The sequence below is a fragment of the Paenibacillus sp. S02 genome (assembly GCF_019454065.1).
Lineage (GTDB): Bacteria > Bacillota > Bacilli > Paenibacillales > Paenibacillaceae > Paenibacillus > Paenibacillus polymyxa_B.
Genome location: NZ_CP073682.1, coordinates 5,781,174 through 5,802,512, shown reverse-complemented (window position 1 = coordinate 5,802,512; position 21,339 = coordinate 5,781,174). Strand labels below are relative to the sequence as shown.

The 21,339-nt window shown below is 47.0% G+C and carries 15 protein-coding genes and 1 pseudogene; 11 read left to right on the top strand and 5 right to left on the bottom strand.

Annotation, left to right across the window (positions count from 1 at the left end; genetic code table 11):
• The first annotated feature begins 65 nt into the window (after window positions 1–65).
• The 6 genes and pseudogenes from KAI36_RS25820 to KAI36_RS25795 all read left to right on the top strand — a co-directional run bounded on the left by KAI36_RS25820 (window position 66) and on the right by KAI36_RS25795 (window position 5,566).
• Window positions 66–1,370 carry an ABC transporter substrate-binding protein gene (locus KAI36_RS25820; protein ID WP_220026384.1) on the top strand — a complete coding sequence of 435 codons (1,305 nt, stop codon included), beginning with the start codon at window positions 66–68 and terminating at the stop codon, window positions 1,368–1,370.
• A gap of 318 nt (window positions 1,371–1,688) precedes the next feature.
• Window positions 1,689–2,718: pseudogene (locus KAI36_RS25815) on the top strand (NADH:flavin oxidoreductase/NADH oxidase).
• A 174-nt stretch (window positions 2,719–2,892) separates the two neighbouring features.
• Window positions 2,893–3,822, top strand: coding sequence for an ABC transporter ATP-binding protein (locus tag KAI36_RS25810; RefSeq protein WP_220026383.1), 930 nt, complete (start codon window positions 2,893–2,895; stop codon window positions 3,820–3,822).
• Window positions 3,815–4,525 carry an ABC transporter permease gene (locus KAI36_RS25805; RefSeq protein WP_104497606.1) on the top strand — a complete coding sequence of 237 codons (711 nt, stop codon included), beginning with the start codon at window positions 3,815–3,817 and terminating at the stop codon, window positions 4,523–4,525. Before KAI36_RS25810 ends, KAI36_RS25805 begins: the two co-directional genes overlap by 8 nt.
• Before the next feature lie 28 nt (window positions 4,526–4,553).
• Window positions 4,554–5,291, top strand: a complete 738-nt coding sequence (locus tag KAI36_RS25800; protein ID WP_220026382.1) for an ABC transporter permease — start codon at window positions 4,554–4,556, stop codon at window positions 5,289–5,291.
• 161 nt (window positions 5,292–5,452) lie between these two features.
• Complete coding sequence (locus KAI36_RS25795; protein ID WP_010347020.1) at window positions 5,453–5,566, top strand: putative holin-like toxin; 114 nt, start codon at window positions 5,453–5,455, stop codon at window positions 5,564–5,566.
• 169 nt (window positions 5,567–5,735) lie between these two features.
• Here KAI36_RS25795 and KAI36_RS25790 read toward each other — a convergent pair whose 3' ends face one another.
• The 3 genes from KAI36_RS25790 to KAI36_RS25780 form a co-directional block, all read right to left on the bottom strand.
• Window positions 5,736–9,329: a family 14 glycosylhydrolase gene (locus KAI36_RS25790; RefSeq protein ID WP_220026381.1), complete on the bottom strand. Its 3,594-nt coding sequence runs from the start codon at window positions 9,327–9,329 to the stop codon at window positions 5,736–5,738.
• Window positions 9,330–9,651: 322 nt separating this feature from the next.
• Window positions 9,652–11,820 carry an alpha-glucuronidase family glycosyl hydrolase gene (locus tag KAI36_RS25785; protein WP_220026380.1) on the bottom strand — a complete coding sequence of 723 codons (2,169 nt, stop codon included), beginning with the start codon at window positions 11,818–11,820 and terminating at the stop codon, window positions 9,652–9,654.
• 35 nt (window positions 11,821–11,855) lie between these two features.
• The gene (locus KAI36_RS25780) at window positions 11,856–14,054 is read right to left on the bottom strand and encodes a glycoside hydrolase family 52 protein (protein WP_220026379.1); all 2,199 of its coding nucleotides are present in this window, start codon (window positions 14,052–14,054) and stop codon (window positions 11,856–11,858) included.
• Window positions 14,055–14,220: 166 nt separating this feature from the next.
• Between KAI36_RS25780 and KAI36_RS25775 the strand changes: the two genes are divergently transcribed.
• Entirely contained in the window at window positions 14,221–15,165 is a 945-nt protein-coding gene (locus KAI36_RS25775) for a helix-turn-helix domain-containing protein (protein WP_220026378.1), read from the top strand.
• A 59-nt stretch (window positions 15,166–15,224) separates the two neighbouring features.
• A complete protein-coding gene (locus KAI36_RS25770; protein WP_023990938.1) occupies window positions 15,225–15,932 on the top strand; it encodes an SDR family oxidoreductase in 708 nt (235 codons plus the stop codon).
• A gap of 104 nt (window positions 15,933–16,036) precedes the next feature.
• Here the strand turns inward: KAI36_RS25770 and KAI36_RS25765 are convergent, their stop codons facing one another.
• A complete protein-coding gene (locus KAI36_RS25765) occupies window positions 16,037–17,215 on the bottom strand; it encodes an MFS transporter (RefSeq protein ID WP_220028210.1) in 1,179 nt (392 codons plus the stop codon).
• A 156-nt stretch (window positions 17,216–17,371) separates the two neighbouring features.
• Here KAI36_RS25765 and KAI36_RS25760 point away from each other — a divergent pair, with 156 nt between their 5' ends.
• A complete protein-coding gene (locus KAI36_RS25760; RefSeq protein WP_028540848.1) occupies window positions 17,372–17,815 on the top strand; it encodes an Lrp/AsnC family transcriptional regulator in 444 nt (147 codons plus the stop codon).
• Here KAI36_RS25760 and KAI36_RS25755 read toward each other — a convergent pair.
• On the bottom strand, window positions 17,801–18,982 hold the full coding sequence (locus tag KAI36_RS25755) for a serine hydrolase domain-containing protein (protein ID WP_220026377.1): 1,182 nt from the start codon (window positions 18,980–18,982) through the stop codon (window positions 17,801–17,803). The genes KAI36_RS25760 and KAI36_RS25755 overlap by 15 nt on opposite strands.
• Window positions 18,983–19,366: 384 nt before the next feature.
• Here KAI36_RS25755 and KAI36_RS25750 point away from each other — a divergent pair, with 384 nt between their 5' ends.
• Together KAI36_RS25750 and KAI36_RS25745 are read left to right on the top strand one after the other, a co-directional pair.
• Window positions 19,367–20,764, top strand: coding sequence for a helix-turn-helix transcriptional regulator (locus KAI36_RS25750; RefSeq protein WP_220026376.1), 1,398 nt, complete (start codon window positions 19,367–19,369; stop codon window positions 20,762–20,764).
• A gap of 223 nt (window positions 20,765–20,987) precedes the next feature.
• On the top strand, window positions 20,988–21,176 hold the full coding sequence (locus tag KAI36_RS25745; protein ID WP_071643855.1) for an aspartyl-phosphate phosphatase Spo0E family protein: 189 nt from the start codon (window positions 20,988–20,990) through the stop codon (window positions 21,174–21,176).
• Window positions 21,177–21,339 lie beyond the last annotated feature (163 nt).

Below are 21,339 nucleotides of genomic sequence, written 5' to 3'. Positions count from 1 at the left end.
AAATTGGAGTATATTTTTTAGAATGAGCGCATGGACGTTGATCACAAACAAATGGGGGAGTATCCATGTTAAAGAAGATGATGGCGTTATCCGGCAGTTTGCTTTTGACGGTCGGTTTGTTGAGCGGATGTGGAAGCAGCGGCGGTACGGATGCGTCGAAAGAAAGTGCTGGCGGCAAAGAAGATTTGAAAACGGTTACAATAAATATGTTCACAGCCTCACCGGAGTATACCGATGCTTTTAACGCGTATATCGAGGAGTATAAGAAGGTCAAACCTAACGTGAAGATTAATCTGGAGATCATGCAGGCAGACTACAACACGATTCTGAAGTCGAAAATTGCCTCAGGTAGTACACCGGATGTATTCCAAACGACGGCAGGAGGCGACATCGACACGTATGCGGATTATAGCGCCGATCTGACCAATGAGCCGCTGGCAGCAGCCATGACGGATGCTGTTCGAGCGAATATGAGTTCCAGTGACGGCAAAGTGCTGGGATTCCCGGTGAAGGGGAACCTGTTTACGCTAATTTACAATAAGGATTTGCTTACTAAGGCTGGGGTAACCTCCCCGCCGAAGACGATTGCAGAAATGCAGGATGCGGTCACCAAGCTGGAGGCGAAGGGCATTACTCCATTTGCGAATGCATATAAAGAGTGGTGGGTATGGAAACATATCTTCCAACACTATGTAGATGCTGCTGCGCAGGATGCAGGCGTGGAACCGAAGCAACTCGTTAGTGATTTTATCGCAGGCAAAGCAAAAATCAAGGACTATCCAGTGCTGTACAACAACTTCTTTAGCTTCATTGATTTGACGGTGAAACATGGCACAGATAAGCCGCTGGAACGGGACAGCAATGCGGAAGTAAGTGATTTTGCATCCGGAAAAGCTGCGTTTATGACGGGTAAAGGTGCGTGGGATGAGGAAGCAATCAAGAAAATTAATCCTGATCTTAAGATTGGCATCATGGGATATCCGGTGAGTGACAAAGCTGATCAATCGGTCATCATTACCGGTGCAGATCAGGCGCTGCGTATCAACAAGGATTCCGAAGTATCGAAGGAAACGATTGAATTTTTCAACTGGCTGTACACTTCGGAATACGGCAAGAACTGGTTCTCCCAGGTAGCGAAGGTGATTCCTCCAATTAAGGATGCACCGCTTCCTGATCTGGAAATGCCTAAGGAAATGGAAAGCATTTTGAAAACGTCGAAGTCCGGTGATCTGTCTGTTAACTACTCGCTGGATACGTTCCACCAAAAATTTGGCGAGCTGATGCAAGCATATATCAGCGGTAACATGAACAAGGATCAGGCGGTTGCAGAGATTGAGAAGGCATGGGTACAATTAGGTTCAGCACAATAAGATTGGTTCCGCAGAGGCGTCCGTAAGGGCGTCTTTTTGTGTTATAGCTAGGAGGCGGAGAGGTCGTGGACAAAAAAATATTTAATAATATTTAAATATTTACTTGCAAAAAGTTATTGAGTTGTGGATAATAGGTTGTGTGCAATATATCTACAACATACGACATACATAATGACTGCAAGTTGCAAATGTGAGAGATCCCCCGTTTGAGGGAATCTCTTTATTCCGTTTGGACTATGCCGATCATGTTTATAATAGACCGTGTAATTTGGAACGTATTTTCATTAATGTGGTAAAGGTAAAAAGGAGATGAATGTTTTGACGAATTCGTTGTTTACACCGTATACACTGAAAGATTTGGAATTAAAGAATCGTGTGGTGATGCCCCCGATGTGCCAATACTCGGTGACAGCCAAGGACGGGATTCCGAATGATTGGCATCATGTTCATTACCTGAGTCGGGCTATTGGAGGTACGGGCCTGATTATTATAGAAATGACGGACGTAGAACCGGGATGGACGGATTACAGATTATGATCTGGGTCTTTGGTCAGATGAGCATATTCCGGCGTATAAGAAGCTGGTTGATGGCATTCATGCGCACGGGTCCAAGGTAGGCATCCAGATTGCTCACGCGGGCCGTAAAGCTGAGGATGCAGCTGAGCCAGTTGCTCCTTCGGCCATTGCATACCCGGATGCGAATTATAAACAGCCACGCGCGCTTACCACGGAGGAAGTCCGTGGCATGGTGCAAAAATTCGCAGACGCTGCCCGGCGTGCGGTTCAAGCGGGCGTGGATACGATTGAACTTCACGGGGCACATGGTTACTTGATTCACCAATTCCATTCGCCAGTTACGAACAAGCGAGACGACGTGTATGGTCAGGAGATATCCCGTTTCGGCGTTGAAGTCATTCAGGCTGTACGCAAGGAAATGCCTGCGGGTATGCCGTTAATCTTACGCATCAGCGCAGTGGAATACGTAGATGGTGGGTACGATGTGGATCATGCCATTGGGCTGAGCCGTGCATATCAGGCTGCAGGCGTAGACGTGATCCATGTTAGCACGGGTGGGGAAGGCCCTGCAGGCACCAGGAAGCCGGGAAACTATCCGGGCTATCAAGTGCCGTTCGCACGCCAAATTCGCGAGGCACTGAACATCCCGGTGATCGCTGTAGGCGCACTAGATGAGCCAGCCTTGGCGCAGTCCGTTATCGGCAACGAGGATGCCGATCTGGTCGCTGTGGGACGCGGATTGCTGCGCGATCCATATTGGGCTATTCATGCAGCAGTGACGCTGCGCGGCGAGAAGCCTTCCGTACCTGAACAATATCAACGTGGCTACTGAGGCCTAAGTAATCCCCACGTTGTTTATATATAAACAAGGCACCTGCAACGAAGTGTACGCTTCGTCAGGTGCCTGTTTTGTTTTATGGACAGATGGTACAGTGTAAGCAATCTTACACGTAGTAGTGGTTATATTTTGTATAATTGTATTATTTAGTGATTAGGAGGTTTGAAAGTGGAATATATTATTGAAACAAAAAAGCTCCGTAAACAGTTTGGGACGTCGGTAGCCGTAGACGATGTTTCCTTACATGTGGAGCGTGGCAGTATCTACGGTTTTCTCGGTGAAAATGGAGCTGGTAAGACAACCACTATCAGCATGCTAATGAGGCTAATTGAGCCTACAAGTGGGGAGGTTTTTTTATTTGGCGAGCGGCTGGAGAAAAACTATCCTTCTATTTTCTCGAAAATAGGTACAATTATCGAAACGCCTGGTTTATACGAAAATTTGAGTGCACGTGATAATTTAAGGATTTGCTGTATGTACATGGGGGTGCAGGATGATGGGAGAATTGAAAGAACATTAACTACTGTGGGATTAGAGCATACCGGCAAGAAGAAGTTTAAGGATTTTTCCCTAGGAATGAAGCAAAGATTAGGGATTGCGAGGGCGCTTGTTCATGACCCTGAGTTGCTCATATTGGATGAGCCGACGAACGGACTGGACCCATCTGGAATTAAGGAAATTCGTCAGCTATTGAAGCGGTTGTGTGAGGAGAATGGGAAAACCATTCTTATTTCCAGCCACATCTTGAGTGAAATTCAGCAGTTAGCTACACACATCGGGATTATACATAATGGAAAGCTGTTAACAGAAGATCGTTTGAGTCGGTTGGAGGAAGAATTTGAACAATACACAGACATAAAAGTAAACGATGCAAAAGCAGTACAAACGTTTCTGCAAGAGCATATGGGACAGCAGCTTCAATCTAATGTGATATCCCCACAACAACTAAGAATTCATAGTCCAATTGAGAATACAGCCACGTTAAATAAACAGTTAATAGAATATCATTTTCCAGTCTATGAGATACACACCTCCAAGCAGACGCTAGAGGAGTACTTTTTGTCTCTCATTTCAGGAGAGGGTGGGCGACGTGATTAGAGCAGAGCTCATTAAGCTTAAAGGTTCTAAATCTTTTTTCTTGAGCTATATTATATTGCTGGCTGTTGTACTGTTGGTGTTCAGTTTGGGCGCTATTTTTGACAGATACTCAATTGATAAAAAAGGTTGGGACTTCTATTTTGAGGATATTGTCCTCATGGTTAATATTGCAGCTGGGTTTATCAGTTACTACGTATTAACTGGTCATATATTTGCAAGGGAATACCAGGAAAACACGCATCTGTTTATGTTTACCACGCCTGTAGTCAGAGTTAGGTTCTATATTAGTAAATTAATAGTTATTTACGTATATATTATTTTTTCTTTATTTTCCATCCTGCTTTTGTCTGCATTATTAGGAATGTTGATTACTGATCGTCCCTTAACGACGGCTATCTGGGCATACCAGATCCAAGTGTTTGCTAAGATGTGTGTGATGCATGCGATGTTAATTCCGATTGCCTCTTTTTTCGCTATACGTTGGAAAAGCCTTATGGGGGTCGTGCTCGTAGTTTGTGTTGCTGTATTTTTAAATTTCATTTACAAAAGTGAATGGTATCCGTGGATTGTTCCGTATCTTTTATCTCCCAATGAAGGAAGTATGGTCAAACATGTCGATATCTCAATAGCCTGGTTCAGCTTATCCCTTACCTTTATTGTGGGACTATTTTTATCCATATGGTCATATCAAAGAAGAGGCTAAATTTAGATTTTTTGAAAGGAGGGCTACTATGTTTGACTTGTTTAAAGCAGAGTGCTTGAAGCTGAAAGGAACTAAAATTCTTTGGTTGAGTGTAATAATTTTATTATTAACTATTGTTTTAGAGTTTTATAGTTACTCGGGGAGTCCCAAGTACTCTATAGACCGTGATGGTTGGAACGACTACTTTATGAGTGTTGCGATTCTTACTAATTTTCTGACCGGGTATATGAGCTATTACATTTTGACCTGCTATATCTATGCGAGAGAGCATCAGGAGAACACCCATATTGCACTGTTTACAACCCCTGTTCGCCGAACTCGGATTTACTTCAGCAAGCTACTCGTTATTTACATATACATCGCTGTCAGTCTGCTGTTGGTATTTATGCTATCTGCGATACTAGGCACTATTATTACGACCAGACCGCTAACTTTTGAAATCGTTATGTATCAGCTTGGGATATTCGCTAAAATGATTGTCATGCATGCAATGCTTATCCCGATCATCACGTTCTTCGCTATTCGTTGGAAAAAATTTGTACCCGCCATTATGGGAATGTGTACGGTCATGTGTTTGAATTTTGTTTTGGTTAATGCACCGGGGAATACCTTTTATCCATGGACAGTGCCGTTATTGTTTTCTCCCCATGGACAAATGGGCAGAACATTCACGTATGTTCCTGGAGGGATCATCAGTATATGTTTCATTTTCGCGCTTGGGCTTTTTTTGGCGTTGAGAAGTTATACTCATATAGAAAAAAACTAGAATGTGTAAGCAGTAAATGACGATGAGTGCCCGTATGAGGTTGATTGAATGAAGCTGTAGATGTTGTCGCCGAAGGACGGATTTACGTGCTATAATTCTAGTAACAACAGAATGGCTTAGGTGGGCGGTCGGCTAAGTCTCCCGGAAGGGAGGTGATGCCTGTGGAGGTTAAAGATGCTCTGACATTAATGATGATGTTCGGCACGCTATTAGTAGCGTTGATCGGATTAATCGTTACGATTGTTATTGCGTTGAACCAAAACAAAAAGAAATAGACCGCCCTGGACAAGGGAAAACGGTCTATTTCTAATAGAGCTAGCCCTGTTCAGCCGACCGCTCTTCAAAGCGGCTGTTGCCAAGAGTAGGGATGTTACCAGCATCCTTGCTCTTTTTTAGTATATCCTTCTATCATTTATTTTAGCACAATTGAATAATCGATGTAACTCATTTGGTGAAAACTTTAACTTCCTTTGGAGCGAGGGTCACGGTGATCGAACCGTTGTTAATCTGAATGGAGTCGTTGCTTAATTGGTTGGTCAGGCGAGTGCCGTTGGACAGATTGTCGAAGTTGCCAATCGTGCGGGTTTGACTGTTCCAGGAGTTGTTGATAAGTACGATGGCCTCGTCGCCATTTTTAGAGCGCTGGAAGCTGTAAAAGGAGTCGTCTACCCACTTTTCCTTTTGGCTCCCGTTTTGCAGGGCAGGGTGGCTGTTGCGCACACGGTTCAGCTTAGCGATGTACTGATACAGATCATGATTGGCGTTAAACACAACGTTTTCCCGGTTGGCAGGATCATCTCCGCCACTAAAGCCTTGCTCGGTGCCTTGATAGATGATAGGAATCCCGCGTGAGGTTAAAGTAAAGCCCAAGGCGGTCTTGAGCTGAGGCCATTTGTCATAGTTAGCACCCGGCTTGCCAGAGGCGTCATTCAGGAAACGTTTTACATCATGATTGTCGATAAATACGCCGTTGGTTTGGGCATCGCGATAGTGACGATCATCTGAGTAGCGTTCCTTGATTTTCCTCATAGATTGATCGTGTCCGAACACATCCTTGATTGTATAATACATCGGAAAATCCAGTGCGGCATCGAGATACCGGGTGTAATCACCCACATAAGCAGGATCGCCACTGTAAATTTCACCGAGGGTGAAGGTATTGGCGGCCTGGTCAAAATCCTTCAAAAAGCCTTTTGATACATGCTTGGCAGTGTCCACTCGCAGTCCGTCGACGCCCGTCTCATTCAGCAGCCATTTGATCCAGTTTTTGAGCTCGTTGGCTGTTGCAGGGTTGTCCTGATTCAGGTCATCTAATCCAGCCACATCACCGTTTTCGATTTTCGATTGGTTGTTGGAGCTGTAGTCTGCTCCTGTGATGTCGCCATTGTGATGATACCAATCTGCTTTGTCAAAAGGAGCCTTGGCGAAGCCGTTCCCCGGTTGGAAATCACCTGTGTGATTCACGACTACGTCCAGCATCACAGCGATATTTTTGTCGTGTGCCTTACCAACCAGCTCTTTGAACTTGTCCATTGTACCGAGATGCCCGTCTACCGCATAAAAATCATACGTATGATAGCCGTGATAAGCGTATTCGCTCTTTTGCATCGTTACCGGAGTAATCCAGATGGCGGTAAATCCCATATTTTTAATGTAGTCGAGTTGGTTAATAATACCTTGAAAATCGCCACCATGCCACTTGCGCTGATCGTTGTTGTTGGAATTGAAGCCACCGTAATTATCGTTGGATGGATCTCCGTTGCTAAATCGGTCTGTCATAATAAAATAAATGCTCTGTTTGCTCCAGTCTGTGTTGAGGGGAGTGGGCTTGGAGAGGGTACCCAGATCTAAAGGAGTGAAGGCGCCCGAAGGCGCCTCCGTTTGAATAGTTACTTCAACTCCGTTAGAGTTGGGTACGTACGTAGAAGTGCCTACGTTTAAGGATGCACCCGAAAGTTCCACTGTTTGGATAGGTCCTGCAACTTCGTTGAGGTTGGTTGTGTAGGTGGAAGTCCCTACGCTGAGGATGCTCCCCGAAGGTGCCCCCGTTCGGATAGTTCCTGCGGCTCCGTTAGAGCCGGGCGTGTAGGTAGAGGTTCCCGTGCTGAAAAGGTAGTTCTTCGTGTTATTGCTGTCCCAGCTGTTATTGCCGTCATTAAAAGCGGCTTCCAGTTGGGAGGCAGACCCGATATCGACGGTAATTTTAGCATAGCCGCTAATCTCGGCATCCTGCATTTTCACACCGGGTACGGCAGTCCAGTTTCCGCCAGCCGGGCGGTAGTGAATGTAAGGCGAGTTAAAGCCTTTTTTGTAGTATACCGTTACCTTATTAGTTGTACCGCCGCCATCCCCGGGAACCGTGCCCGATGGAGCGCCTGATGTGATCGTTCCCGCATTGCCGCTGTTACCGGGCGTGTAAGTAGAAGTGCCCGTGCTGAAGGAGTAGTTTTTGGTGTTGTTGCTGTCCCAGCTGTTATTGCCGTCATTAAAAGCGGCTTCCAATTGGGAGGCAGACCCGATATCGACGGTAATTTTGGCATAGCCGCTAATCTCGGCATCCTGCATTTTCACACCAGGCGCAGCAGTCCAGCTTCCGCCAGCCGGACGGTAGTGAATGTAAGGCGAGTTGAAGCCTTTTTTGTAGTATACCGTTACCTTGTTGCCTGTACCGCCACCGTTATCGCCGGGTTTGGCCTTGTTTACGATATACTGTTTGAATCCACTCATCTCACCGGTTGGTGAACCGTCGTTGTTGACGAGATTGTTGAGGCGTAAAAGTGTAAAGCCGTGATAACCGAACTTTGTGATTTTTTCTTCGATTTTTTGAAAGCCGCTACCGCCAGTCGGGAGTGCATTCTCACCATTTAGGCGAACACCCTTGGCATTAGCGATCGAGGAGACAGTATCTACTAATGTGGACGGCAAGGAATAATTCGGTGCTGTACCACTGTCGTTCATCTCCAGAGCAGTAAAGGTCAAATCCAGATCCGCATCTTTGAACTTCTCGATGAGACGGTTGTAATCATAATATCCACCTGCTTGCTCTGTGCTGTGAGGCATGGCAGGATTGTTCATCTGCCAGTGCAGACCGGAAATCTTGGCTCCGATACGGACACCGAACACGGAATCGAAGTTTTTGTGTGCAGCAGCTCCGATGACGCCCAGATGCTTCTCAAGCACGCTTTGGTACCACGACAGAAAATCCTTCCCATACGTGGAATTATACCCGCCGTTCGTGTAAAATCCGTCCCCGTCAGTCGGCGGATTGATTTGGCTAAGGCTGCTCAGCTTGGTACCCCAGGCTGCATTAATCTTGTCCATTGATCCATACTTTTCATTCATGGCCGTGCGGAACGCATTTTTGGCTGTTTCAGTGTAGGCTTGGAATTTGCCCCGTGCAGGATAACTCCATCCCGCTGCCGGATAGTATGAAGGATATCGCAATTCTCCAGAGGGCCCACCGCTTAAATAAATTTTGGGAATGATGCTTTTGTAGCTAGCAAAGGTTTGAGCAAATGAGGCATACAGCTCGTCATATTGTTTACCAGTCCCGCTCCATAATGGAGAGAGGGCTTCGTTATTGGCGAAACCGCTTTCATCCTTGAACTGCATTTCATCTGCACTGCCCTTGCTAGACAGCCAGCTTGGCAGCGGGATGTTGCAATCATCCCCCACATTTCCCCCACACTTATGCGTAGAGATAATAGGAACCCACTTCAGCCCCACTTCTTTTACGGCATCTGCATAGGTCTTGTAGTAGCTCCAATCGAACTGGTTATCTCCTGCGCTCTCCACATGGCCCCACCAGACGTCGGTGGTAATGGCATATACACCGTTACTTTTCAGCGTTTGCAGTTGCTTTTTGAAGGCACCCCAGTCATTAATTTTCGCCAACGGTCCCATGACAGAAGCTTGAAAATCATCAGCAACCGCGGCGCTCGCCGTATTGGAGGGTGAGCCAATGAAGGCGGTCAGAGATAGCACAAGGCTTAGCAGAATCAGGCACCCTTTGTTCCATAGACTTCGATACAAGGTCAAACCGATCATCCTCCCCAAAGCATAGTCTAATTCGACAACATTTTGTAAACGTCTACAAAAACAGTATAAAGCAAGCGGTTGCACAAAAAGAAGAATTTATTGCACACTCAGAGTGGACAAATATGACATTTTACGTAAGCAACCGTGTGCTTAAAAGTTTCCAGGCAAAAAAATAAGGCATAGGTCTGAGTAAGACGCATGCCTTTTAGTGATGTGCGGATAGCCAATGCCAGTATAGGAGAAAGTGAACCTAAGCGTATAAAAGCCTTGTTCCAGTCTGTATGAAAGTATTGCCGAGGCAGCTTGCTTAATAATTGCTTGCTTAATAAATAGGGCGATTCTTCTGGTCGGCAATGCCGCTTTTACGGTAGAAATACGTATTGATCCGATCCCGCCATTCTTTGGCATGCTCTGCCTGATGCTCCAGCCGCTTCAGCACCTGTTCATACATGGCATCATTCAATTGCCCTCGTAGACTAACCCATGTGTCTCGGAGATGGGCCGCACGTTCTGCACCTTCAAAATGGGTATCATAAATGTGCTGTATGACAGTTTGGCCGGAGTGGAGCAAGTGTGTATAAGGAACATGGTGAAAGAATAAGAGCAGCTCATCCGGGCAGGTGTCCGTAGATTCGTAGATATCGGCAGGAGGAGAAAAGTATTGTCCCGCATAGCCCGTTCCGGTTGCGGTCGTGCGATCTACCCCGATCCCCCGGCAATCAGCAAAATGGTAGGTGCCCCACATGGAATATTCGTATCCGTCTACATCCGGCCCATAGTGGTGATCGGGACTGACCATCCAGCCGACCCCGAGAGGGGCGGTGTAGGATTCGTAGATATTCCATGAATCGAGCAGCATCTGCTTAATGGTAGAAATTAAATCTGTGCCGCCGTCGCTATTCCCTTGTCTGCCAAACGTCAGCCGAACCCACTCATCAGCGATTTCGTCTGCGGACAGATCCGGGTCCCATGCCAACCGACCATAGCCATAAAGATTGGACTGAGCGAGCAAATGTCCGGTCCAATTGGTGTGTGCACCAATATTGGATACAGCGGCTATTCCATAGTTGGTATGCTTGGGAGAACGCAGAGCGCCACTCACGATACGCTTGATGGTGGAGCCTTTTCCTTGGGCGTAGGTGTCAAAATCCAATACTTCCTTCCATTGGGGAACAAGGTAACATAGATGTTTCTGTTGCCCGGTGTACTCTTGCGCAATTTGAAATTCCAGCAGTACCTGAGTGGATTCCAGCGCACCGAACAGGGGGGAGACAGGCTCCCGCACCTGAAAATCCATGGGACCATTTTTGATCTGTAAAATGACATTTTCCCGAAACAGCCCATCCAGTGGTTTAAAATGATCAAAGGCTGCGCGGGCCCGATCCGTCTTGCGATCGCGCCAGTCCTGCTTGCAGTTGTAGACAAAGCAGCGCCAAATCACACGTCCGCCATAGGGCTGCAACGCATCTGCCAGCATATTGGCTCCATCGGCGTGATGGCGCCCGTAGCTGAACGGTCCGGGCCGATTTTCGGAATCGGCTTTGACCACAAAACCACCCAGATCAGGAACGGCGGCGTAAATTTCCTGGGCTTTGGTCTGCCACCATTCAGCTACAACTGGTTCCAAGGGATCGGCGGTGGTTAACCCGCCGAGCTGAATAGGACTGGCATAGTTAATGCTCAAGTAGATCTGTATGCCATAGGCGCGAAATACCGCAGCTACTTTAGCCACATCCGGTAGGAATTTATCTGTAATCAGCTCGGTTTCTACCTGATGGACATTCACATTGTTAATGGATAGCGCTTGAATGCCTACAGAAGCGAGTAGACGGGCATAGTCTCGCAGGCGCTCCATATTTGTAGTAAAGGCATTATTGTCGTAGAAAATAGAGCCACCCGCATACCCGCGTTCAATACTACCATCCATGTTATCCCAGTGGTTGATCATGCGGATGGGATTAGCAGGGTTGGATAATTGGTCTAGAATGGGGACGTGCACTGATTCGGTGGTGGGCTTCAACTTCCCGTCTAGTCCTCCCTGCAGATAGCGCAGCAGATGAAAGACTCCGTACAATACGCCTTTGGAGGTCTGCCCCGCGATTGTAACGTACTGTCCCTTGATATCATCGTTACCGTGCGAAGCTGAATATGCCAGATCTGGCATCTCTATCCCGCGAATTCGGTAGCCTTCTGCGTTCACTTCTGCCTGTTCTTTTGCGCTGAATCGTTCTGCGACCAAAGGCTGCTCTGGGAACGTACCCAGCGCAATGAATGGCGTATTCACAGGAACGGCGCTGATCTTCGGCTGCTGTCCAAACATGGAGGTCAATCCGTGCTGAAGCTCACTCGCAGCCGATTGAAGCACTTCATCTGTCCCATGGACCACGATAACCCTGCACCAAGCGGGCAACTTTTCTACCTTACTATTGCGGCTGTAATGCAGCCAAGCCGCATAGCCGCTCTCTTTTGGTATATCCATAAGCTTGCTCATATTGGAGCCTCCTTTTGGGCAGGTGAAGATGATCCTCAGACATGCTGTTCCTGATCCTGACTCATATGCTGAGGGAGAGTCAGACGGTTTCCGTTGCCTTCATACAGCCACAAAATAGCGGTAACTCCGCGCGGATAATATTTACTGCCGTGGGCAATGCCAGAGAGTATCTGATCGCTCCAGCACCAATAGGATTCCTCAGGGTGAAGGAGCCATGAGACGTGGGCAGCGTCTGCGGCCTGCCCAGCTTCTTCCCAAGGCAGCTCCAGCAGCTCGCGGGCAATAAACTGTGACAGATAGATTTTGCTCAGCCAGGAGTTGTTACTGGTCGAGGACAGCTTCCAGCCTCCGTCTTCAAACAGACAAACTCCCGGTACCAGTACAGTTTCCAAATGACGCCGCAGTGCTTGGATATATCTACCGAACCGTCCATCAGGCTTAAGCGCAGCCTCACATCCTGTAAAGTAAGGGAAGATCAGCCCCTCAATGGCAGGAATAATCTGCGAATCATTACCTTCCTTAATAACTGCAGGAATATAGCCCTTGTCTGTCATATGTGCTGTGATCGCTGCTGCGCATTTGTCCGCCTGTAAGCCAGCCTCCTGTGAGAGGGAGTTAAGCCCTTTTGAGGCAAATATCTTTTCCAGTGCAACATATACCGCCCAGCATTTGCTGCCTAGATAAATGTTGTTGCGGGACTGACCCAGAGATACGTCCAGACTGTCGTAGGTCGTAATTTCCGCGCCTCCCTGGGTTCTAGAGCTGTCCAAGCCCATCAAGCCGTTTCGTTGTGCCGGGTCGGGGTGATCCCGCCGCAGCATGCTTTCGAAACAGTCACACAAGACAGGCAGCATACGTGTTGTAAATGACTGATCCTGTGTCTGCTCGATATATACCGTGGCGCAGCAAAGCCAGTTCACCAGTTCCTCATGGCTCATGTAAGAGAAGCAGTCGTCAATCCCAGCCAGCTCATAACAGGAGTACCCCTGCCGGGAGAACACGTTTGCGACGCCCATATCATGCGTAAACGTGATACCACCGGTATAGGTCTGTTCCTCTCCTGGAAAGCGTACCTCATCCCGATAGCTGTACCTTTGGACAAACCACTCCAGCTCGTTGCGTACCGTCCATGGATTTAAAATCAATTCATAGTAGAGCTGATCTGCCGTCAAATCGAGTGTATTCATCATCCGATACTCGCCTTCGTTCACAACCCAGATCGGTTCTCCGTCCGCTTGGTGAATAAGCAGTTGGGTACTGCCATAGTAGCTGTGGATCGCCTGAGCGAGCATAAATTCCTGATCCGGGCTCAGGTCGGCCGACTCCATCCAGCGATTAGCCTTAACACAGGCTGCGGTCAGGTCTGAAAAATGCTTCAACGCATAGCTTCCCACGTCTTCAATATCCTTGAACAGCTGGGTATAGTAATACGACGCTTCGATGCCTGTTGTCACAATGCCGCCACGATAGAAGCATATGGCGAAGGTATATGTGCGCTTCTCACCTGCGGGAACGTCCATCAGAAGCGCACCCGTTACGCCCAGGCCAAAGGATAAATTCTCGGCCATGGTCTCTCCAAGCAGTTTCTCCATTGTAAATCCGCTGGCAGGCACCGCTTCACTGCTGTTGGTCACAATGGCTGTGCTGCGTCCTTGGCCGATGCCTGTGAGTCTTTCCCCCAATTGGGTAGAATCAGTAGCGTCCCTGCGCGGATCTTCTCCTATAATGCGTATGCCGCTATACGGATCACTGCCCTGATAGCCGAAAAAAGCTTTTCGCGCTGCAGTCCCCTGTGTGTTATCGACGGTTAGCTCGGCGAATACCGCCGGGACCAACGCTGCCCGCAGCTCATCCATACCCGCGGTTCCCGGCTCAGGCACCGGGCGAACAGGAGAGTACAGCCGGAACGTCAAATCGCCAGCCTGCCATGTATCCGTTCCTGCTTTTAGCTCACGGGTAATGTCTGAATCGGCAAAGGCCATAAGCTGCGGTTCCGTTCGTTTACCCTTTTTCTCCACGTCGTAGCGGGCACTTTCATCCTGTGTGGATGCAAAAAAGGGAAGCGCCTCGTATACTCCGCCATCTCTGGATTGCAGCCCGATATATACATTTTCATCGGCAGGCTTGCTCAGCTCCAAACCAAGTCCGCCGCGATTGCCCTTAAACCCAAGCGTAAAGCTGGAAAAAGAACCGATAGGTGCATGCTGTGTGTTATAGAATATATTTTTCGACATATAATGAAACCCCTTTCATAATAAAGTTTAACTTTGAGTAACTTCACTTAGAGCCTAGCATGTCATGTGGTGGGGAACCATTGTCAAATCGCTCAACTATTTATCCAAATCGCGCTGAAAGCGATATACTGGAGTATATCCATGCAAGTAAGCCAGGAGGGAAAACATGTCGACACCACGTTTACCGAAGAGCCCCCATCATCCAGACCTTACAGTTGCCGGAGAGGAATTCTTTTTTCCCGATGTGCGGACCACAGTCAATTTGTTTGCTATTCATACACGAAGTGTCGGAAGAGAGTGGAGCTATCCGCCACACGAGCATCCTCAATATGAGATTAACATCGTGCTTGCGGGAGAACAGATCATGGTTGTAGATGGTCGCAGCTATACCCAGCGACAGGGTGATCTGGTGCTGCTGCGACCGGGGATTGTCCACTCCAGCCATAGTAACGGAGAGGGATTTACGTATTTTTGTATGCATTTCGACATTGATGATAAGCTGTTTCTCTCGCTCCTGAGTCGTCTGGAGCAGGTGCTGTTTCCAGCTGAAGGAACAGTGGCAGGGCAGATGGGACCAGCCCTGGGCAAGTTGCTCGATCTTTCAACGCCGGAAGACATAGGAGTAGGTAGTGATTCGGTGGCAAAGCGAATGCGGATTCAATCTGCTGTGTTTGAACTGTTCGCGACGTTGTGGGAGGCTGTATCCAGTGAAGCGGCCCATTTGCCGGGGCGTGGATATGTGCAGGCAGAGCTTGCCCATCAGATTGCCAGTCGTCTTCAGGGCAGAGTGAATCAGCCTTATGGACAGGCTGGCTCGGTAGAAAAGCAGGATGGGATCGAGGGGATTTCATCCGAGCTAGGTATTAGCGTGTCCCATTGTAATCGTGTATTCCGTAGCGTTTTCGGCGTATCTCCCCGTGTATATCTATCCGGGCTTGTGCTGCATGAGGCCAAGTTGCTGTTGGCTGATCCGCAATGGTCGGTGCAACAAATTGCCGATATGCTCGGCTATGAGGATATTGCGCATTTTAGCAGACAGTTCAAGCGCTGGTCGGGCCAATCGCCGACATCCTATCGCAAAAGCACGGTGCAGGAAAGCCTATTCGAATAAAAATAAGTATGTCTTTAAAATAGTTATGATATAATCCTTATAAAGGAGCTGAGAATAATATGAATTTACATAATCAACGTGTCGTCGTGATTGGCGGCAGTGCAGGTATAGGGCTGGCAACAGCCATAGAAGCAGCAAAGCAAGGGGCAAGCATTGTGATCGCTGGGCGTTCCGCAGAAAAGCTGGAGCAGGCGAAGAAGGTCATCCCTGCCGAATCGGTGGAAACCTTCCAACTGAATAATCAGATAGAGGAAGAGGTTCAAGCGTTTTTTGAAAAAGTCGGAGCATTCGACCATCTGTTTACACCGGGTGCCAGCTACACGCGTGGTCCGATCACGATAGACACGGAAAAGGCTAAAACCCCGTTCGAAGGCAAATTCTGGCCGCAATATTTTGCTGCCAAGCATGCGGTACCACATATCTCCAAGGACGGCTCGATCGTCCTCATGTCCGGGGCTTTCAGTCAACGACCGATGGGGTTTGGTGCTACATATGGAGCGGCTAACGGCGCGATTGAAAGTTTGGGCAAGGCGTTGGCAGTAGAATTGGCCCCAGTACGGGTTAATGTCGTATCTCCTGGCACGATCTGGAGAGACGGCCCTGAGGGTGAGCAGCGGGCACAGGCTTTTGAGGAATACAAGGAAGTAACCTTGCTCCGTCGAGTGGGGTATAATGAGGAAATCGCACATACTGTGTTGTATCTGATGACAAACAAGTTTACCACCGGAAGCGTGCTGTTCCCAGATGGCGGTTATACGCTGATCTAATCCGACAGGCGGGAATCAATTTTTAAACAAAAAACGGTTCAACACCATACAAAGTGTTGAACCGTTTTTTTTTATGATAACAGGCTTGGCCCTCTTGCAAATCTTTAGCTTTGCACATTTAACCCTTTATATTTTCGCAAAATACGTGGATAAATCACTTTAGACCCGATGCATACCATCGCCAGCATGGCGAACAGCAAACCGCTCCACAGCGTCCCATGGATCCCCGCTCTGGCAATAAACCATCCCCCTGCCAGCGAGCCCAGTGAGACCCCTAGGTTAATAAACGAGATATAAAGACTGTTGGCAAACGCGGGAGCTTCTTTGGCCTCATCAATCACCCAAATCTGGGCGACAATCAGTCCGCTGGTATGAACGGCCCCCCACACGATAATGATGAAGAGCGTAGGGATAAATGAAGAACTGATCCCGTACAACAGCAAATAGGTGCCCCCCAAGAATACTGGATGAAAAAGAGCGGTGCGTACCTTATGCAAGCCCATGAGCTTGCCAGCCAACAGATTGCCGAGCATTCCGCCGATGCCGAAAATAATAAGCAGAAAACTGATAACATTGCTGCTCATCCCTGTATTTTGCCCCAAATATTCGGCAGAATAGCTATACACCGAGAACATAGCTGCAAAAATAAAAGTAGCCGCCCCGATATTGAGCCACAGCGATACCTTACGCAAAATGCCAAGCTGCTTCCGATAGGAGAACATTTCGGCTTGTGGTGTATCCGGCAGCATAAATAAAATACCGATCCCTGCAATCCCATTCGCTACCGCAGTAAACCAGAAGGAGGCCTCGTATGAAAATTGATTGGCGATATAGGCCGTAATTGGAATACCGAGTACCATCCCCATGCTCGTGCCGAGAAAGGCTTTGGCGGAAGCTTGCGTTGCTTTTTCCGGGGGATACAACGCAGTGGCGGCGACAAAGGCAAGCGAGAAATACACCGGGTGAAACAGAGCCGGAATGATACGTAAAATTACTAGTAGATAAAAGTTGGATGTATAGGCTGACAGCAAGCTTGTTATGGCAAAAACAAACAACGACATTGTCATGATTCGCTTGCGGTTAAACCTGGACATCCATAGCACCATGAAGGGACCGAACAGCGCGATGATCAATGCAAATGAACTGACAAGAAACCCGGCCTGGGCTGCCGTAATATGAAAACGTTCAATGATGACCGGCAAAATGCCAACGACACCGAACTCGATCGTGTATACGCCAAATAGGCCAAGCGCAATGAAAAGCAGGGGCTTACTATATTTCATTAGTTTCATTCCTTCTCCACTTCTTCCTGCTTTACGTCCTTGATTTTGCATGCTAATATTTCATTAAATCATAAAATAATAAGGCAATATTCGGAATATTACATAATAATAATTGTGTTTTTGTAATATTACCTTGGACTTAAGGAGATGGATTTGATGGATCAAGTGGATCATAAAATTTTGTTGTGTCTACAAAACCAGGCGCGTATCTCCATGACCGAGCTGGGTAAGGAGGTTGGACTTTCCCAGCCTGCCGTAACGGAAAGAGTGCGGCGCATGGAGGATAAAGGCATCATCGCCGGGTATCGTGCCATAGTTTCACATGAGAAAGTTGGAAAGCCGATCATGGCTCACGTGCTCGTGCACACGAATCAATGCAATTCATTTGTTGAGTTTTGCCAATCTGCACCTGAAGTCATTGAGTGCCATAGAATCAGCGGCGAGCAAAATTACTTACTGAAAGTCATGGTTGAGTCTATGCTCAAGCTGGAGCAGTTCGGGGATGAGTGTGGAAAGCACGGGCACTCTACCACGTTAATTGTCCTGTCCTCGCCTGTAGACCATAAACATGTAACCCCCACTTTATTAGACCCTATTTGAGCTACCGTAAATGGCTTGGCAAAGCTCGGTTGTAAACGGACCTGACATCCCTTCAAATGCTGTATTGGTAAAGGCGACCACACTGAGTCTTAGTGCGGGATCAACGAACCACGAATGACCGTAAGCTCCTCCGAGACGCCACGTTCCGGGTGATTCTGCTGTTCCGCTTTCGTCGGGATTTTGGAGTACGGTGAATCCCAGTCCAAAGCCCCGCCCCGGCCAGCCTGCCAAGGGAAGGTTCCCGGTCTGGATGGTGCCCATTTCACGGACCCATTCCTCTGAAAGTAACGGATTGCCGCCGTTTCGCAGTGTTTCCAGCAGCCGCATGAAATCTTTTGCGCTGCCGATCATACCAGAGCCACCAGAGTGGAAAGCCGTGGGATCAAAGGCTCGTGCAGGCTGAAAACGAAGTCCTGCGGTGCCTTCAAAAACCTGCGCAACCTCAAGCTCGCGCATCCGCCGGGGTTCTGATATATCGTTGACATAAGGAGCCGCAAGCCGTCCAGCATCCGCGACCGCGAAACTGGTGTCGTGCATACCGAGAGGTTCTGTAACGAGCTTTTTAACAGCTGCATCAAGGGTTGTGCCACATACACGGCTAATGATCGCGCCGAGCACATCAGTAGCAATCGAATATCCCCATGCTTTACCCGGTGTATATAACAGAGGCACAGAAGCCAAACGTTGCAAGTTCTCTTCCAGCGTAAGATTTGAAAAATCCATGCCATCTGATACGCCTGCACGATGATAGGGACCACCGCCTTCTTCCTCTAAAAAGCCATAGGTCAACCCGGCAGTATGTGTCAGCAATTGGCGTACTGTAATGGAGGGCTGCTCACCACTGATTAATCGGGGGCGAAAATCGGGCAACCAGCGTTCAATAGATTCATCGAGCTTAATCAAACCTTGGGCTGCCAAAACCAAAGCCGCAGTCGATACAATCGGTTTGGATACAGAAGAAAGCCGAAATAAAGCATCCTCATGCATAGGACGTTGTTCTTCTCGATCAGCCAGCCCCGCCGCTCGGACATACACGGGTGAACCATCCATATATATCATGACGACTGCGCCGATCAGGCGCTTCTCGGCAAGGGTTTGATCTATAACTGCATTTACACGTCCGTCCAGACCAGCTTGTATCGCAAAAACTCTATTATCCAAACTCATAAATATCTCATCCTCTCTATGATCCAGCGGTTACCGCTTGATGGAACTTAGTTTACAGGATGGGAAGACGACATTACATAAGGTAACAAAGGTGTTCAGTGAGTATTAACGTTAAAATAAAATTATATTAAAAGAATGGCCTTGGATTTAAATGAACCTCCCTCCTCTGGTTGAATAGGGGTGTATTTAGTATTTAATCATGCTAATAACTCCCATAAAAAAGATGATAAGCAATAAAATAGTAGTATGTATTGTTGTTCCAAAAGATGGTACTATGGTGATATGAGAAGGAAAACATTTCATAATATTATTAGTTTTTGAACTACATAGCTTCATTTACTAGGTTCTAGACCCCAGAGTTCACATTGAAAGGGTGGTTTATTCATGGAAATCACACCTACGATAAGAGCAGAATTAGAAAAGTTTCTAATGCAAAAAGACATGAGCAAGACCGAGTTTGGACATACTGCAGGATTGAACCCAGGTACCGTGAGTGGTATTGTAACGGGCAATCGGTCCATTTCTGTTAATCAATTGGACCGTATAACTTTAGCGATGGAGCTACCAGCAGACCATTTCTATGACCGATATGTTGAGGAATGTGTGGAAGAGGCCCCGCTGAACTGGCGAAGAATTAGTCCTTTTCTGTACCGCTGCGTGGAGCTTGACCGACTCGATTGCTTGCAGCGCGTTGTATTTCTATTGCTGGATAATCCAATATATCCTCCGTTACTCTTTGAAGTAGCCGAGGATATTTTTAAAGAAGGCCACAATGAAGCAGCTGCGTTCCTTTATAAAAATGTGGCTGATAGTGAAAAGCAGCAGCATTCCGAACGACTTGCGGTGTGCCAGTATCGCTTGTTTAAACTCACGATTGGGAAGGATCAAGCGATTAATCTCAAGGCCGCTACCCTTTTTGAACCATTTATCGGACGGCTTAATGAAATGGAGCAACTAGATGGTTTGAAAGACTTAGTGAATGTATACAGATCATTGAGCCAGTGGGACAAGGTATATATATTTGCTGAGGAAATGGGACGACTAGGGAAAATTCAATATGTTTTGGCTCATAACCCCAAACGCGAGATACAACAGTCACTAGAGCAACTAAGTAGACCACTTTTTGTATATATAGCTTATTCTGATCTGATGTGTGCAAATGCATGTGATGCAAAAGGTAATTATGCACAAGGCTTAGAGCATATCCGTGCTTATACTGATTTAAGCTGGGTGAAGGAGCGAGATCCGGATACACTTCATTGGCTTGGTTTGTTTCAGCGTTGGGCGAAAATCAATACCTACGTGAACAAGCTCATGTCAGGAGACAGTAGTGTGCTGCCAGAGTATGTAGAGTATATGGCAGGCGAACAACACATTTTTGCTGAACTCTTAAATGTCATAGAGGCCGCTAATCGTTACAACATAGATGTGGATCATATTCTTCAGCGATTTGAGTTTCAAATTGCAGCTTATCGTGAGCCGTCATCTGCCGACATGTATACTCAACAAGTTTTACCAGAAGAATACGTGCGGTTTTGGTACAAACTTGCTAAGTACAGCCTAAATAAAGGTAGATATCCATATGGTTTCAAATGTTTAATAAACGCTTTTGAAAAAGCTGTTACAATAAATCATGTACTACTTATTTCCAACTGTTCAGGTTTGTTTGATCGTTTCAGAGCGTACGTCGCTCCTGAAACACTGGCTCAGTATGAAAAAATGTCTCAGGAGGTGTGGGAAAGAAATGATCAAAAAGATGGCTTTCTTCTTGACGGTAACTAGCTTATTGCTGGTATTCGCAGTACCAGTTCAAGCTGGGCATCCAAGCTCTAGCACAATCCAAACTCAAGGGCACATTGGCGGAGCTTGAGCCAAGCATCATTACCATGGACCAGCTTATATGCTGGTCTTTTTTTGTTTTATTTTGCCGATTCCTGAATGGAAAAATGGATGATTCATATTTACCCATTCCACCCTAAAATAAGATTCAATAGGAGGGATATGGATGAATATAGATAAAACGTTAAATCAGCAATTAGAAAATGCAAGACAGCGGCTTTATGATCTATATAACCAGTATGGTTTCGAACATGCCTCTGTGCTTGAGCAATCTATGCTTTTGGACGAACTCATTAACCAGCACAACCGTATCTTCCAACCCTCCTTATGCAAAACTAATTCTTCTAACGAGTAATGGAACTGATTATATCATGTCATCTATAAAATGCCTTATATGAAATAAAAATACATCTGAAAGTCAAAAAATGTAATGAGTTACGTCGGAAAGGCTTGATGCGCGGCAGTTATGGTCTAATTTCACAAAAAGCACTCCTTCTGAAACAAGAGGAGTTTCGAGT

Coding starts and splice junctions, on each gene's coding strand:
- KAI36_RS25750 (WP_220026376.1), top strand. CDS start 19,367: ATGGAAATCACACCTACGATAAGAGCAGAATTAGAAAAGTTTCTAATG.
- KAI36_RS25780 (WP_220026379.1), bottom strand. CDS start 14,054: ATGTCGAAAAATATATTCTATAACACACAGCATGCACCTATCGGTTCT.
- KAI36_RS25770 (WP_023990938.1), top strand. CDS start 15,225: ATGAATTTACATAATCAACGTGTCGTCGTGATTGGCGGCAGTGCAGGT.
- KAI36_RS25760 (WP_028540848.1), top strand. CDS start 17,372: ATGGATCAAGTGGATCATAAAATTTTGTTGTGTCTACAAAACCAGGCG.
- KAI36_RS25775 (WP_220026378.1), top strand. CDS start 14,221: ATGTCGACACCACGTTTACCGAAGAGCCCCCATCATCCAGACCTTACA.
- KAI36_RS25820 (WP_220026384.1), top strand. CDS start 66: ATGTTAAAGAAGATGATGGCGTTATCCGGCAGTTTGCTTTTGACGGTC.
- KAI36_RS25785 (WP_220026380.1), bottom strand. CDS start 11,820: ATGAGCAAGCTTATGGATATACCAAAAGAGAGCGGCTATGCGGCTTGG.
- KAI36_RS25745 (WP_071643855.1), top strand. CDS start 20,988: ATGAATATAGATAAAACGTTAAATCAGCAATTAGAAAATGCAAGACAG.
- KAI36_RS25800 (WP_220026382.1), top strand. CDS start 4,554: ATGTTTGACTTGTTTAAAGCAGAGTGCTTGAAGCTGAAAGGAACTAAA.
- KAI36_RS25755 (WP_220026377.1), bottom strand. CDS start 18,982: ATGAGTTTGGATAATAGAGTTTTTGCGATACAAGCTGGTCTGGACGGA.
- KAI36_RS25765 (WP_220028210.1), bottom strand. CDS start 17,215: ATGAAATATAGTAAGCCCCTGCTTTTCATTGCGCTTGGCCTATTTGGC.